Origin of the sequence: Collinsella sp. wc0583 (assembly GCF_046116915.1) — a bacterium.
Taxonomy (GTDB): domain Bacteria; phylum Actinomycetota; class Coriobacteriia; order Coriobacteriales; family Coriobacteriaceae; genus Collinsella.
Genome location: NZ_JBJXBN010000001.1, coordinates 114,858 through 128,732, shown reverse-complemented (window position 1 = coordinate 128,732; position 13,875 = coordinate 114,858). Strand labels below are relative to the sequence as shown.

12 protein-coding genes are annotated in these 13,875 nt (G+C 61.5%); 2 read left to right on the top strand and 10 right to left on the bottom strand.

The genetic code is table 11. The annotated features are described in order from the left end of the window. Position 1: 1 nt before the first annotated feature. From yedF to glp, 10 genes are all read right to left on the bottom strand, one after another. Positions 2 to 628, bottom strand: a complete 627-nt coding sequence (yedF, locus tag ACKUUJ_RS00565; protein WP_409064302.1) for a sulfurtransferase-like selenium metabolism protein YedF — start codon at positions 626 to 628, stop codon at positions 2 to 4. Between the two features lie 57 nt (positions 629 to 685). Further along, positions 686 to 1,735 carry a selenide, water dikinase SelD gene (gene selD / locus ACKUUJ_RS00560; protein ID WP_409064301.1) on the bottom strand — a complete coding sequence of 350 codons (1,050 nt, stop codon included), beginning with the start codon at positions 1,733 to 1,735 and terminating at the stop codon, positions 686 to 688. Between the two features lie 70 nt (positions 1,736 to 1,805). Then, positions 1,806 to 2,570 carry an acyl-CoA dehydratase activase gene (locus ACKUUJ_RS00555; protein ID WP_409064300.1) on the bottom strand — a complete coding sequence of 255 codons (765 nt, stop codon included), beginning with the start codon at positions 2,568 to 2,570 and terminating at the stop codon, positions 1,806 to 1,808. Between the two features lie 154 nt (positions 2,571 to 2,724). Beyond that, the gene (locus ACKUUJ_RS00550; protein ID WP_409064299.1) at positions 2,725 to 3,888 is read right to left on the bottom strand and encodes a double-cubane-cluster-containing anaerobic reductase; all 1,164 of its coding nucleotides are present in this window, start codon (positions 3,886 to 3,888) and stop codon (positions 2,725 to 2,727) included. A gap of 154 nt (positions 3,889 to 4,042) precedes the next feature. Next, complete coding sequence (locus tag ACKUUJ_RS00545; RefSeq protein WP_409064298.1) at positions 4,043 to 5,326, bottom strand: double-cubane-cluster-containing anaerobic reductase; 1,284 nt, start codon at positions 5,324 to 5,326, stop codon at positions 4,043 to 4,045. Between the two features lie 429 nt (positions 5,327 to 5,755). Then, positions 5,756 to 6,826: a sulfate/molybdate ABC transporter ATP-binding protein gene (locus tag ACKUUJ_RS00540; RefSeq protein WP_409064297.1), complete on the bottom strand. Its 1,071-nt coding sequence runs from the start codon at positions 6,824 to 6,826 to the stop codon at positions 5,756 to 5,758. Positions 6,827 to 6,829: 3 nt separating this feature from the next. Further along, positions 6,830 to 8,272: a molybdate ABC transporter permease subunit gene (gene modB, locus ACKUUJ_RS00535; RefSeq protein ID WP_409064296.1), complete on the bottom strand. Its 1,443-nt coding sequence runs from the start codon at positions 8,270 to 8,272 to the stop codon at positions 6,830 to 6,832. Between the two features lie 68 nt (positions 8,273 to 8,340). Further along, complete coding sequence (gene modA, locus ACKUUJ_RS00530) at positions 8,341 to 9,213, bottom strand: molybdate ABC transporter substrate-binding protein (protein ID WP_409064295.1); 873 nt, start codon at positions 9,211 to 9,213, stop codon at positions 8,341 to 8,343. Between the two features lie 205 nt (positions 9,214 to 9,418). Further along, the gene (locus tag ACKUUJ_RS00525; RefSeq protein ID WP_409064294.1) at positions 9,419 to 9,898 is read right to left on the bottom strand and encodes a molybdenum cofactor biosynthesis protein B; all 480 of its coding nucleotides are present in this window, start codon (positions 9,896 to 9,898) and stop codon (positions 9,419 to 9,421) included. 10 nt (positions 9,899 to 9,908) lie between these two features. Next, entirely contained in the window at positions 9,909 to 11,171 is a 1,263-nt protein-coding gene (gene glp, locus ACKUUJ_RS00520; RefSeq protein ID WP_409064293.1) for a gephyrin-like molybdotransferase Glp, read from the bottom strand. Between the two features lie 210 nt (positions 11,172 to 11,381). On the opposite strand from glp, the gene ACKUUJ_RS00515 reads away from it, so the two are divergent. Together ACKUUJ_RS00515 and ACKUUJ_RS00510 are read left to right on the top strand one after the other, a co-directional pair. Next, the gene (locus ACKUUJ_RS00515; RefSeq protein ID WP_409064292.1) at positions 11,382 to 12,803 is read left to right on the top strand and encodes a chloride channel protein; all 1,422 of its coding nucleotides are present in this window, start codon (positions 11,382 to 11,384) and stop codon (positions 12,801 to 12,803) included. 87 nt (positions 12,804 to 12,890) lie between these two features. After that, on the top strand, positions 12,891 to 13,853 hold the full coding sequence (locus ACKUUJ_RS00510; protein WP_409064291.1) for a diacylglycerol/lipid kinase family protein: 963 nt from the start codon (positions 12,891 to 12,893) through the stop codon (positions 13,851 to 13,853). Positions 13,854 to 13,875 lie beyond the last annotated feature (22 nt).

The following is a 13,875-nucleotide window of genomic DNA, read 5'->3' as shown; positions in this document are numbered from 1 at the left end:
GCTACGGGCGCACGACGCGCACGGCCTGCTCCATCTTCTCCACGATCACGTACATGTTGGTGACCTCGCCCACCGCGAGTTGGTCTTTAATGCCATAGTGGTCGAGGCAGGTACCGCAGGTGAGAATCTCGACACCCTGCTCCGCCAGGCCCTTCAGGTCATCGAGCACCGGCGAGCCCTCGACGGTGAGCTTGGCACCGCCGTTGTAGAACAGCATGGTCGCGGGCAACTCCTCCTGCTGCGTCACGGCAAAGATAAACGCCTTCATGAGCTTGTGGCCCAGCTCGTCGTCGCCACGGCCCATGCAATCGGTGTAGACGGAAATGACGAGTTTGCCCTTGCCGGCGCTGGCATCACAGAAGACAGCGCCATCCTGCTCGGGATCGGCCACGGCAACGGCGCCAGAGGTCGCCACGGTCACGTGCCACTCGGCGTCAGAAACCTTCTCGACCGAGGCCGTGCAGCCCTTCTCCTGCGCCATCTTGGAAATGTTCTTGACGGCGGTCTCGTTATCGACCGAGGTCACCACGGCACCCTCGCCATCAAGCTGTTTGAGTGCCTTAAGCGTCTTGACGACGGGCAGCGGGCAGGCATCGCCCATGGCATTGACTTCAATCTTGGTAGACATAGTATTTCCTTTCGAATTAATCGTTTTAGAACGGTACAGAGCTCAATAAACGTGTCGTTAACGGACAACGTGGACGGCAGGACCGCCTGGCACCGGCTCGCACACGCGACCGACAACGGCGGCGATACGCCCCTCGGCATCCAGACGGCGCGCAAGCTCATCCACATCCGGCGCGGGCGCCGCAATAAGCAAACCGCCTGAAGTCTGTGGATCGTACAGCGCATCCAACATGCCCGGCTCAAGGTCCTCGTCGGCAGCCACGCGCGGGCCAAAGAAGTCCTGGTTGCGGTAGGCACCGGCAGGAATAATGCCCAGACGCGCCATATCGAGCACCTGGTCAAAGAGCGGCACCGCCCCCGACGCAAGTTCAATCTGCACGCCCGAGCCCTCGGCCATCTCGCACGCATGCCCAATCAGGCCAAAGCCCGTAATATCGGTGCAGCCGTGAAGCTCGAGTCCCTCGGCCAGACGAATCGGGGCCTCGTTGAGGGTGCACATCGAGTCAAACATGGCTGCGGCCTCGTCCTGCTCGATAAGCTCGCCCTTAATGGCCGTGGTGATGATGCCCGAGCCCACCGGCTTGGTGAGCAGCAGTACATCACCCGGGCGCGCCCCACCGTTGGCAAGCATGCGGTCGAGCTGCACAAAACCCGAGACGGACAGGCCGTACTTGGGCTCATCGTCGTTGATGGTGTGGCCGCCCGCGATGGTGCAGCCCGCCTCGACGCACTTGTCGGCGCCGCCCGCCAAGATCTGACCGGCCACCTCCACCCCTAGGCAGCTGGGGATGCAGAGCAGGTTCATGGCATGCGAGGGAGTGCCTCCCATGGCGTAGATGTCCGACAGCGAGTTGGCCGCAGCGATCTGGCCAAACAGGAACGGGTCATCGACCATCGGTGGGAAGAAGTCGATGGACTGCACGAGCCCCAGGTTCTCCCCTACGCGGAAGACGCTCGCATCGTCGGAGGTATCGAACCCCACGAGCAAGTTGTCGTTATGCACATTGGGTAAGTCGCCCAGGACCTGGGCGAGGGCTCCGGGAGCCAACTTAGCGGCTCAACCGCTCGCGGCAGTCATAGACGTGAGCTTAATCTGATCGTCAGCCATCGATACCTCCTCTCTTCGGTCAATCATTTTCTCCCAGTATACGCATGAATGCGAGCCTGCGGCGGATGCATTAATTGAGCGCCTGTGCGCGAATCGCCGCGCCGATGGCACCGGCAAAGCGAGCCTGGGGCGAGGTGGTCACCGGCGACCCCAGTAGCTCGCCCAACCGCTCCACCACGAAGGCGTTCTCGCACAGGCCGCCGGTCAGGTAGTACGGGGCGCCCGCCGCCTGCCCGGCCATGGTCGCCACACGCGACACGACGCTCTCGATCACACCGCGGGCGATGTTCTCGCGCGGCTCGCCGCGGCCGATCAGGCTGATGACCTCGCTTTCGGCAAACACCGTGCACATGCTGCTGATCTTGGTGGGCTCGCCGGAACGCGCCAGGTCGGCCATCTGCTGCTGGGTAATGCCCAGGCGGTCGGCCATGATCTCCAAAAAGCGCCCCGTGCCTGCGGCGCACTTGTCGTTCATGGCAAACTTGGCCACGCGGCCGCCCTTGAGTTGGATAACCTTGGTGTCCTGGCCGCCCACGTCAATCACCGTGCCGTGATCGCCAAACAGGCGCACGGCACCGGTGCCGTGGCAGGTGATCTCGGTCACGACCTTGTGCGCATAGGGCACGGCGACACGACCGTAGCCGGTCGCGATCACGCGCACGTCGTCGTCAGCCACGTCATAGCCAGCCGCTGCCAGTGCCTCGCGCAGCCGCTCGGAAGCATCGACCGACGAGAACCCGGTTGGCTGCACGCACGTCCACGCCACCGAACCCTCCCCATCGACCACAGCGGCCTTAGCCGCCGTAGACCCGATATCGATCCCGATCCCTATCATGGCTCTCTCCCAATCTAAACATCAAAGGTAGCGGCGCGTTCAGGCGCCTTAGCTCTTGGTTTCTCAGGTGCCGGAGATTGCCCCGAAAGAGGAGCGCAGCGTACTTTGGTACGCAAGCGACGGTTTGAGGGGCAAGATCCGGTGCCTGAGGAAGCTAGAGGGTCTCGATGAAGGCAGCAATGCGCGTCTCGATCTGACCCATGTCGCCGTTGCTGTAGTCGGTCTCGATCTTCATATACGGAATGCCCGCACCCTCGACGCCCTCCTGCATGCGCGCGCTCTCAACGTTAAAGGTGTGGCATGCCTGCAGCACGCTCTCTACCACGCCATCGACATGGTACTTCTCGCACATGGCCAGTGTGTTCTCCATGCGGCTGTCGTTGGGCGTCATGACCGAGCAGTTGATATCCAGATAACGGTCGGCGATAGCGCGCAGAATGTCGGGCGCGTCCGGGTCGACCATCATGGCCGCCGTGCGCTCGCCCGAACAGTCGTCCATGCACACGACCACACCGCCGTTGGACTCGATGGTGCGGCCGATCTTGTTGATCACACCGCCCACCGGGCAGCCAGTGATCAGAATGCGCTTGGCATCCGCCGCGACCGGGCGTTCGCCCGCGTCGTAGGCCTCGCGCAGCTTGGCAACCTTTTGCTCCAGTTGCTGCGTATAGGCCTCGATATCAAAGCTGAACGTACCGGCAAACATGGTGCTCATCAGATCGACGCCGCTCATGGCCGCCGGCTGGTTGGCCTGCAGCGCAAACATCTCGAGCTGGGCAGCACGCAGGCGATTGCGACGACGGACGGCGGCGCGCAAGTCGTCATCGGTGATCGTAATACCGTAGAAGTTCTCGAGCTCCTCCTTAAGCAGACGGCATTCCTCGTACCAGCCTTCACGCTCGTAGGCGCGATCGCGACCCTGCGGCAGGTGCAGAATGTGCGTGCGCTTGAGCTCGTTGAGTAACTCGTACATCTTCTTCTTGCCGTCGCAGGTGGTCTCGCCGATGATCATGTCGCTAAAGTACGTAAACGGGCACTTTTGCGAGTAGGCAAAGCCGTACGTCGATTTGATGAGCGGACACAGATTTGCCGGCAGCACCTTCTCGGCCTCGGGAATCACCTCGTCGGACGTGCCGCACAGCGCCACGCTCGCAGCCCCCGCGGCATCGATAATCTCGAGCGGCGTGTAGCTGCACAAAAAACCAATCAGGCGATTACCGGCCTGCTTGTAATCCTTGACGCGAATAAACGACGCCTTGCGCTGCTCGTTGAACTCCTCAAACGTGGACGGCAACGGCTGCTCAATATATTCCGGCATATAGCTCCTTAACAAACCTTTTAACCAACCAAGGAAACGGCTTTCCCAGGTGCCCGAGGTTGCCGTGAAAGAGAAGCGCCGCGTACTTTGGTACGCAAGCGACGGTTTGAACGGCAAGACCGGGTGCCTGGGGAAGCCGCCGAGACGGATAGCTCTAAATGGTTTCCAAGAAAGCCTCGATCCTGGTTTGCAGCTGACCTGCGTCCTCGCCGGCGTAGTCGGTCGTGATGTGCATAAACGGAATGCCGGCCTCCTCGGCGGCCTTCTCCACGGCAAACGACTCCATCTCGTAGAGCGTGCAGAACTGCAGAGCCACGTCGACGATGCCGTCGGCATGCAGGTCCTTGGCCATCTGGACAATGTCCTTCATACGCTGGTCGTTGGGCGTAAAGACGGCGCAGTTGATCTTAAAGTAGCGCTCGGCGATGGCATCGAGCATCTCGTCGACCGTCTCGCCGGACTCGTCGACCAGGTCCTTGTAGTAGCGCGAGCCCGTGCAGGACTCCTCGCCTACCACAACGCCGCCGGCCTTCTCGATGAGGTTGAACAGCTTCCAGTTGGGCACGGCCATGGGCGTACCGGTGTACAGGATGCGCTTGGTCCCCTTGGGCGCCACGCCCTCGCCGGCCTCGACACGCTGCTCGCACTCAGCCGCCATATCGTTAATGGCTCCGGTCAGACGCGGCGTGTCGTCCATAAAGGCGGCCTGAACGGTCAGCAGGCTGTCGAGACCGCTGATGGGCGCCGGGTCGGCAGCGCGCGTGGCAGCGAGGCGCTGCAGGGCGCGACGCTTCTCATTGACGGCGTGGATGGCGGCCTTCAGACGCTCAGGCGTAATCGTGACGCCGCACTCTTCCTCGATCTTGGCGGCGAGCTTCTTGACCTCGGCCTTCCAGGTCACGAGCGTCGACTCGTCGTGTACGTTGGGAATATCCATGACGTACATGTTCTTTTGCGTGGCAAAGAACTCGTAGGCTTTCTTCTTACCGTCGCAGGTGTTCTCGCCTACCACCAAGTCACTCGACTCAATGTAGGGGCAGACCTCGCCCAGCTTAAAGCCGGCAAAGCTCTTGATAAGCGGACAGGTGTTGCGCGGCAGGTGCTCCTCAACCTTATCGGTTGCCCAATCGGCACCAGAGCACAGACCCACGGGGATACCGTCGCAGGCGAGCACAATCTCCTCGGGCACGTAGACGCAGAACGAACCGACGATCTTGGTGGCCTCGCCGGCCTCCTTCTTGTCGAGCATCTCCTTAATACGGCCGCTGTGGATGTTGGTGGCGACAAAATCCAGGTAGGACGTGGACTTGGGGCGATTGCTCTGCGACAGGAACATGTCCCCGTACATCTGCCCCACGGCGCCCAGCAACATATCGTGGTCGGCAAGATTCATGCCGAGGCTCTCCCACATCGGATGGAAATCAAATTCTTCAGCCATGACGGTTCCCCTCTCGAACCAAAAACGGATAACAGCGGTATCGATGCACGACGGACGGCGATTGCCCGGCCGTGCTTAAACCCGGAATTTTAGGGAACCTGCTTTGCGGTCGATTATTTAGTTGTGCGTCGTCTCTCCCGGAGCCGTGAACATACCTGCTCATATGCGACTCCGGGCCATATATAGGGCACGCGCGGCAACGCGGCGAATGTATGTCGTCTGCGGCATGTGCGCACCCTCCTTTACAAGTTGATGTCAACTATATCAACGGTCATCGACTAAGCGAACACCGTAGACATTCGTACGACAGCGTCGTGTGCCGGCGTTTAATAAATAATTATCTTGATTGATAAGAGTTTGTCATCCCTCATTCGGCGAGCGGCAAGACAAAGCTGCCGAGGCTTATATCCCCGACGGCATTACCCGGCGCTATCGACAAACCAAATGGATCCTGCTGGCATCAAAATGCATGCGCAGCGTCTCGCCTGCTTGTGGCAGCTCGTCGACAGGCATGCCCACTTTGTTGACCTTCCACTGCAGGCGCGTGGGTGCATCGGCCCGCGGCGCATCCAACAGCACCAGGCGCTCAAAACGCGAATCGCTCACGCGCGCCACGTGCAGGTCGTAGCTGTTGCGACCCCGCTCGGCACGGTTGTCCATATGGAAGTAGCTCGCGCGAATGCCCAGGTACACCACATTATCGGGAACCTCGCGACCCACGTTAAAGGTCATGCCCCAATCGAGCGCCTCAACTTCCTCGGGCCCGATCTTTCGCGCGCGGCTTGTGTTCTTGCAGCCCGTCAGGCGCAGCGCCGCCAGCGTCTGCGGACGGCGGACCACGTCCTCAACGGAGCCGATCTCCTCAACATGCCCGTCGTGCATCACGCAGATACGCCGGCACAGGCGGCACGCTTCGTCGATGTCGTGGCTCACGTAGAGCACGGTGCGGTTGCACACATCGAACAGGTCGAGCATGTTCTGCTCGAGTGCGCTCTTAAGATAGGAATCGAGCGCGCTCATGGGCTCGTCGAACATAAAAATGCCCGGATGCGCCGCCACCATACGGGCAAGCGCCACGCGTTGCTGCTGCCCGCCCGAGAGTCGCGCGGGGTAGCGGTCGGCAAAATCGGCCAGACCGAAAATGCCCAGATAGCGCTCGGCCAGCCTTTTACGCGCCGCGGCGTCGCCCGCGTCCTTTACACCGGCGCATACGTTATCGGCCACCGTCATATTGGGAAACAGCTGATAGTTTTGGAACAGCAGGGCGCATTTTCGCTCCTGGGGCGACAGGTTGATGCCCGCGTCCGAGTCAAAAAAGGTCACGCCGTTGACGACGATCTTGCCCGCGTCGGGCGTCTCCACGCCGGCAATGCAGCGCAGCGTGCAGCTCTTGCCGCAACCCGAGGCGCCGAGCAAGCCAACGCGCTCCTCGCCGGCTACGAGTTGGATGTCGAGGGTGAACCCCGGAAAGCGCTTTTTGATATCCAGGACAAGCGACATGGCCTATCGACCTCCCTTCGAGACGGCGTCATCGCGCATGAGCTCGGCCAGCGCCTCGCGATCGATACGCAGCGCATCGCCGCCGACTGGGTCGAGCGAATCGGCCTGGCCACCCAGCTGCTTGGCCTGCTTGCGCTCCGCAAGGGAAAGGCCCCGCTCGCGATACTTTTGCGAATGAGCGGTGTACATATTGATGAACAGAATGACCAGGAAGCTGAACGCAATTACGACCACGACCCAAAAGAGGGCTACCGACGTGTTGCCCCCCATCCACTCAAAGTAGATGGCGATGGGAATGGTCTGGGTAATGCCGGCGTAGTTGCCCGAAAAGAACAGGGTGCAGCCAAACTCGCCCATGGCACGCGCGAAAGCGAGCACCGTGCCGGCGGCGATGGAGGGCCAGCCGAGCGGCATCATAAGCTTGGCAAAGATGCGACGTTCGGACCATCCCAGGGTTCGCGCCGCATCGAGCATCTGCGTGTCGAGGCTCTCGAAGGCTCCGAGCGCCGTGCGGTAGACCAGCGGAAACGACACAACGACGGCCGAAATGACCGCCGCGGGCCAGGTAAAGACGATCGAGATGCCGTGCGCGATGAGCCACCGGCCCACCCCAGTCGAGCGGCCAAACAGCATGAGGAGCAAAAAGCCGCAGACCGTGGGCGGCAGCACCATAGGAATCGTAAAGACCGAATCGAGCAGGCCCTTGATGCGACTCGAGGTACCCATAGTCTTCCACGCGGCGAACAGGCCCAGCGCAAAGGAGATCAGCAGGGCAAGGCCGCACGTTTTAATGGACACCCAAAACGGGCGATAGTCGATGTCGCCCAAAAAGGAGGCCAGAGTGGTCAAGGGGCCCTGCTCATCCCGCAACACGACAGACGATGCTTCTACCATTTGAGCGCTATCAAGCCAACGCGCGCCGCTCTTGGCATCACCCGAGGCTGATGCGATCACCACATAGCGGTCCCCATCCGCACCTCGTTCGTCAAAGCCATAGGTATACCCGCCGGCATCAAACGTTGTTTCCGCCGTAACATACCAAGGAAGATCCACATCCCCTAGCTGCGCACCCCCCATGCAGTTTGCGCTGTCGAGCTTACAGACGAGGGCCTTGAGACCCGATACGCACTCGTTGTCCTGCGGATCCAATCCAAACTTCTCGACCGCCTTGGGCGATATCCACACCACAACGCGATCGGCAGCAGGCGCCACCACAAGGTCCACGTCCTCGTCAACGGGAAACCGGTAGCCCTCAGGCTGGCCTTCCATGGCACGAGCGGTCCCCTTGGCCAACCGCTCAAAACCCTCGATCCCATAGGAAAGCCCATGAGCGGTCGCAGCAACCTGGGCCCCGTCCTCAGCATCCCCAGCCAACGCAAATCCCGGCACACAGCAAAGCGCGAAGGTCAAAGCACAGGCGACAAGCATGCGGAATCTATTAAGCACGAAAAGCTCCAAGCGAATACAAGGACGGAGTTAAACACAAAACGATGGAATTATCGCGCCAAGCCGCACTACGCGGAAAGCTCAAAGCCGTACTTAGCCCAAATCTTCTGAGCCTTCTTGCTGGTCAAACAGAAGTCGATGAACGCCTTGGCCTCGTCGGCGTGCTCGGAGCTCTCGGCAACGGCACCCGGGTACACGATGGGCTTGTGCGAATCCTCGGGGCACACGAAGGCCTCCTCGATGCCGTCGTAGCGGAAGATGTCAGAGCTGTAGACAAAACCGGCCACGCAGTCGCCTGTGGACACATAGGCAGCAGCGGTACCAACTTTGTCTGCCAGTGCGACCTTGTCGGCGATCTCGGGCGCATACTCGCCGTCGTCGCCCTCGGCGCCGGTGTAGAGGCCCACGGAGGCCAGGGCCTGGTTGGCGTACTTGCCGGCGGGGACGGTCTTGGCGTCGCCAATGGCGATCTTGCCGTCCAGATTCGCGACGTCGGCGATGGCCTCGACCTTGGTGTCGGAGCCCTCAGCGCGAATGATCACGAGGTCGTTGACGAACATATCCTCACGCGTGTCGGCATCGACGAGCTCGGCGGCCTCAGCGTCGTCCATGGTGCCCTTGGAGGCCGTGATGAGCACGTCGACCGTGGCGCCGGCACGCATCTGCTCGACGAGGTCGCCAGACGCTCTAAACTGCGTGTCGGCAAAGGTGGTACCGGTCTGGTCGGTGTAGAGCTCCTGAACCTCGGGAAGGGCCTTCTCGAGCGAGTTGGCAGCAAAGACCTGAAGCTCGACAGCTTTCTTGGAAGATGCCTTAGCAGAACCGGTAACAGATCCGGCCGGCTCGGACGCCTTGTTGCTCGAGCAGCCGGCAAGCCCAAGACCGGCAGCGACGACAGCAGAAAGCGAGATAAAACCGCGGCGAGAAACCATATCGAACATGTTCAACCCTTTCGAAGGCTACGCCCAGGCACCCCGCCGCAGGCTTTATTCTGTTACTAGATTATACTTCCGTGCGAATAATATTAGTGATAGAGATTTCTCGTCTGATAATTTTCTTTCGCTCATAGCCTCAAGACGTACCGCGCTGTCGCTGCATAAGAAAGGCGGAGCGACTCGCAAGGTCGCTCCGCCGCAGGTAGTGCGCTTATTTGGCGTGACCGCCGCCCGCCGTCATTTGGGCCGCGTGCTCCAGCTGATCGCTCACGGCTTCCCAACTTTCGCGGGCCGCTTTCGTGGATCCCGGAAAGTTGATGACAAGCGTATACCCACGCTGCATGCACACGGCGCGCGAGAGCATAGCGCGGCGCGTCTTGGTCATGGAGTACGCACGGATTGCCTCTGCAATACCCGGCACATCGCGGTCGCAGACGGCACGCGTCGCCTCGGGTGTCACGTCGCGCATCGAAAGCCCCGTGCCGCCACAGGTGAGCACGACATTGGCGTGACACGCATCGGCGGCTTCCACAATGGCATCACCGATTTCGCTAACGTCGTCGCGCACGACCACATGTGAGGCGACCGTCCAGCCCTGCGCCACGATAAGTTCCTCGAGTGCGGCACCCGCCTCGTCCTGGGCAAGGTCGCGCGTATCCGAGCACGTCACGATCGAAATCTTCAACTCCATAGCGTTCCTCCTATAGCACCGTTCCCTCAGGCAGGTCGACGCGCACAACGTCCACGACATCTCCCGCCTTGAGCTCACACGGCCCTTCGTCAATACGCAGCAGGCAGTTGGCCCGCTGCATCGTGCCGAGCAGCGCCGAATTCTGCGTCTTGGCCTCGGTCACCAACAGCTCACCGGTCTCGGGGTCGCGCAAAACCGTGGCGCGATCGAAGAAGCGTCGGTCCTGGCGCTTCTTCACGCCGTGCGTCAATATCGCCTGCTGCACGGGACGCGCACCCTCGGCAAAGCCGCGCATCTTGCGAATCGCCGGGCGGGCGAGCATCTCAAAGCCCACATACGCCGCCGCGGGATTGCCCGAAAGCCCCAAATACGGCTTACCCCCGAGCAAGCCAAACGTGATGGCCTTGCCGGGACGCATCGAGATGCGGTCAAATAGCACCTCGCCCTCGCGCCGAACGAGCGCCGTCACGTAGTCGTAATCGCCCGCCGAGGCGCCACCGCTCGTAATGACAAAATCGCACTCCTGCACGGCACGATGTACCAGCTCGGCAATCACCTGCTCATCATCGGGCGCAATGCCGTAGAACACGGGCTCGGCGCCGGCATCGAGTGCCTCGGCCATCAACGCCGAGGAGTTGGAGTCGCGAATCTGCCCGCGCGCCGGCAGCTCACTCGGCGCGACCAGTTCCGTCCCCAGCGAGATAATGCCCACGCGCGGGGCGGCATGCACCTTCACGCTCGCATACCCTGCGCTCGCCAGCAGGCCGGCGCCGGCCGGAGCCACAACCTCGCCAGCACGCATCACGACGTCGCCGGCATGGGCCTCCTCGGCGGCAGAGCGAACGTTCTCCCCCACCTTGGCAGGCGTCGAGAAGCTCACGTGTGAGCCCTCGTTGCCATCGCCGTCAAGCACCTCGACGATCTCGTATTTCACCACGGCATCCGCACCTTCGGGTACCGGCGCACCCGTCATGATGCGGACAGTCTCGCCCGGGGCGATTGCGCCCTCAAACACATGGCCCGCGGCCTCGTGTCCGATAACGTCGAGCGTCACCGGCGCCTCGCCAGACGCCTGCACCAAGTCCGCCGAGCGCACGGCATATCCGTCCATAGCGCTGTTGGCAAACGGCGAGATGTCGATATCGGCCACCGCGTCCTCGGCCAAGGGAAGACCGGCGGCCTGCCACACGGGAATCTCGATGAAATCCGTCGGAACAACATGCGACAGAACAATCGACTGCGCGTCCTCCAGCGGAATGAGTTTCTCTGCCATATGCACCTCTTAATGCCACGGCGCACAACAGGAGCGCCGATTCTTTATGCTTGTCTCAGTATAATCCCCCGACGCACGACCGCGACTCGGCCTGTACCCGCAAATACACCTGTCGGTTGCAGGCCGCGAAACAGAATGGAAACCAACCCACCGGCTCGTCGCGTTTACCGCGTTTTATAATGCTTGCGTTACAACCTAAAAGAGGAACATATGGCTCATAACGACAAACCCGAAAGCGCAAACGAGGCGCAGGATCATTCCCAGCCGCTCGACGACGGCGGTTTTTTCTCCCTGAACGACGTCATCATGGCTGGCAGGCATCAGATCACCCGCTCCGAGCATCTCTTAGCTGCCGACACGCGCCGCAATGTCCGCAACCTACTCGCAAGCGCCAAGTTGCTCGCACTCGTCGTCATCGTCTCGCTCGCCATGGGCGTTGCCGCTTGGGCGTTTTTGGCCTCGCTGAATATCGCGACCGACTATCGCGAGCACCACGCATGGATTTACGCGCTGCTTCCCGTTGTGGGCATGGCCACCGCATGGGTGTACAAAAACCACGGCCTTGCCGCCAAACGAGGCAACAACCTGGTCATCGACTCCGCTCTGGGCACACGTCTCATCCATATGCGCATGGCCGTCCTCACCTTCGTCTGCTCCACGCTCACGCACCTAACGGGCGGATCGGCCGGTCGCGAGGGAGCCGCGGTACAGATTGGCGGCACCATCGCCAGCAACATCTCGAGCCTCGCCCACCTCAAAAAGCATGACCACCACGACCTCATGCTCGCCGGCATCTCGTCGGCCTTTGGCGCCGTATTCGGTTCGCCCCTTGCCGGAGCTTTCTTTGGCATGGAGATGTGCTTTATCGGCAAGATCGACTACACCGCGGGAATCTACTGCCTGGTCGCCTCGTTTACCGGCTACTTTACATCACTCGCCCTGGGCACCGAGTACGAAGCGAATGTCATCGCCAGCGTTCCCGCCATGTCGCCCAAAACGGTCGTCATCGTTGTTATCAGCGCCATTATCTTCGGTCTGACGGCACGCCTCTTTGCCTGGTCGGTTCGAACCGTCAAGAGCCTGTACGGTCGCTTTATCACCAATTACCTTGTTCGCGCATTCATCGGCGCACTCGTGGTTTTGGCCGCCTATGCCCTCCTCGACGCCTGGGACTACGCCGGCCTTTCCACGTGGCTTTCGGGCGCCGGATTTGCGAGCAACACCACCCTGGCGGACGCAGCCATCAAGTTGGTCGTCACAGCGCTCACCCTGGGCGCCGGCTTCCAAGGCGGCGAGGTCACGCCTCTGTTTGGCATCGGTGCGGCGCTCGGCGGCTGGATCGGCTGCCTCGCCGGAATCGACCCCAGCTTTCTGGCGGCTCTCGGCATGCTCGGCGTGTTCTGCGCCGGCCTTAACGTGCCCATCACCACCTGTATGATGGCCATCGACCTGTTCCACGGCACGGCCGCAGGCTTCTTCGTGATCGTGGCGTTTATCAGCTATCTCGCCGGCGGCCACCGCGGCGTGTACCCCGCCCAGCGCATTGTCTCGCCTAAACGCCGTTCGCTTATTGTGGATGAGGGCGGTACGGTAGCGGATGCTATCGAGCGCCACAACGACCTGATAGAGTAGACGTTAGTATTCGCCGTGCAGCCACAATCGGGGGCAATTCGACCTGAGCGCGACCGCACCGTCACGTCATACGCCAGGAGTCGCCCCATGCACGCAACTGATTTTGGTCGCACGCTCATCATCGCCAACCCTGCCGCCCAGTCGGGTGCGGCGCGCGAGGTCGCTGAGCGCCTGCAGCGCTTTTTGGACATGACCGCGCGCTCATCCCAGTTTGACCTGGTGCTGACTGAGCGCATGGGACATGCCAAGGAGCTTGCCGCGCAGGCTCAGGGCTATCGCACCGTTATCGCCCTTGGCGGCGACGGCGTGATCCACGAGGTTGCCAATGGACTCATGAAGCAGGATGAGGCGGTCCGTCCCGCCCTTGCCGTCCTACCCGTAGGCTCCGGCAACGATTTTGCCCAGACCCTCGGTATCGACGATTTCTCCGGCAAAGATTTTGGCGCGCTGCTCACCTGCGAGCTGCAGCGCCAGGATATCGGACGCATTCGCTCATGGAACCCCGCAAACGGCAGCGGCGAGGCTACCGTTGAGTACTACGACCAAACGCTTTCGGTCGGCATCGATGCCGCCATCGGCCTGGGCACCACCGAGCTGCGCAAAAAGACGGGCCTCGCTGGCGCTCCGCTCTACACCCTCTCGGGTCTGGAGCAGTTTGGTCTGCGCTACCGCAACTACCCCATGACGGTCAGCTTTGACGGGGCGCCCGCCGAGCGCGTAAGGGCGATCATCATGGCGATTCAGCTGGGCCCCACGTATGGCTCGGGCTATCGCATCTGCCCCGATGCCGACCCCTGCGACGGCATGCTCGACGTCTGCTACGCATGCGGCCCCGTCCCTCGCGCGATTGCCCTGCCTATGTTTCTTTCGGCCAAGGACGGCCACCATACCAAGCTGCCGCCGGTTCGCATACGCCGCTGCCGCCATGCCGAGCTCACCTTTGAGGAGCCCGACTACCCCATCCAGGCCGACGGCGAGCCCATCGTCGCCTCGCGCATCGAGGTCGACGTCCTCGGCGGCGCCCTCCACGTCTGGCACCCCATCCGCTAACCCAACCTAAGTTGCGGTGAAA

Bases quoted from the DNA above. Each gene is read 5' to 3' on its own strand.
- yedF (WP_409064302.1), bottom strand. From the start codon at position 628: ATGTCTACCAAGATTGAAGTCAATGCCATGGGCGATGCCTGCCCGCTG.
- ACKUUJ_RS00555 (WP_409064300.1), bottom strand. From the start codon at position 2,570: ATGATAGGGATCGGGATCGATATCGGGTCTACGGCGGCTAAGGCCGCT.
- ACKUUJ_RS00550 (WP_409064299.1), bottom strand. From the start codon at position 3,888: ATGCCGGAATATATTGAGCAGCCGTTGCCGTCCACGTTTGAGGAGTTC.
- ACKUUJ_RS00545 (WP_409064298.1), bottom strand. From the start codon at position 5,326: ATGGCTGAAGAATTTGATTTCCATCCGATGTGGGAGAGCCTCGGCATG.
- ACKUUJ_RS00540 (WP_409064297.1), bottom strand. From the start codon at position 6,826: ATGTCGCTTGTCCTGGATATCAAAAAGCGCTTTCCGGGGTTCACCCTC.
- modA (WP_409064295.1), bottom strand. From the start codon at position 9,213: ATGTTCGATATGGTTTCTCGCCGCGGTTTTATCTCGCTTTCTGCTGTC.
- ACKUUJ_RS00525 (WP_409064294.1), bottom strand. From the start codon at position 9,898: ATGGAGTTGAAGATTTCGATCGTGACGTGCTCGGATACGCGCGACCTT.
- glp (WP_409064293.1), bottom strand. From the start codon at position 11,171: ATGGCAGAGAAACTCATTCCGCTGGAGGACGCGCAGTCGATTGTTCTG.
- ACKUUJ_RS00515 (WP_409064292.1), top strand. From the start codon at position 11,382: ATGGCTCATAACGACAAACCCGAAAGCGCAAACGAGGCGCAGGATCAT.
- ACKUUJ_RS00510 (WP_409064291.1), top strand. From the start codon at position 12,891: ATGCACGCAACTGATTTTGGTCGCACGCTCATCATCGCCAACCCTGCC.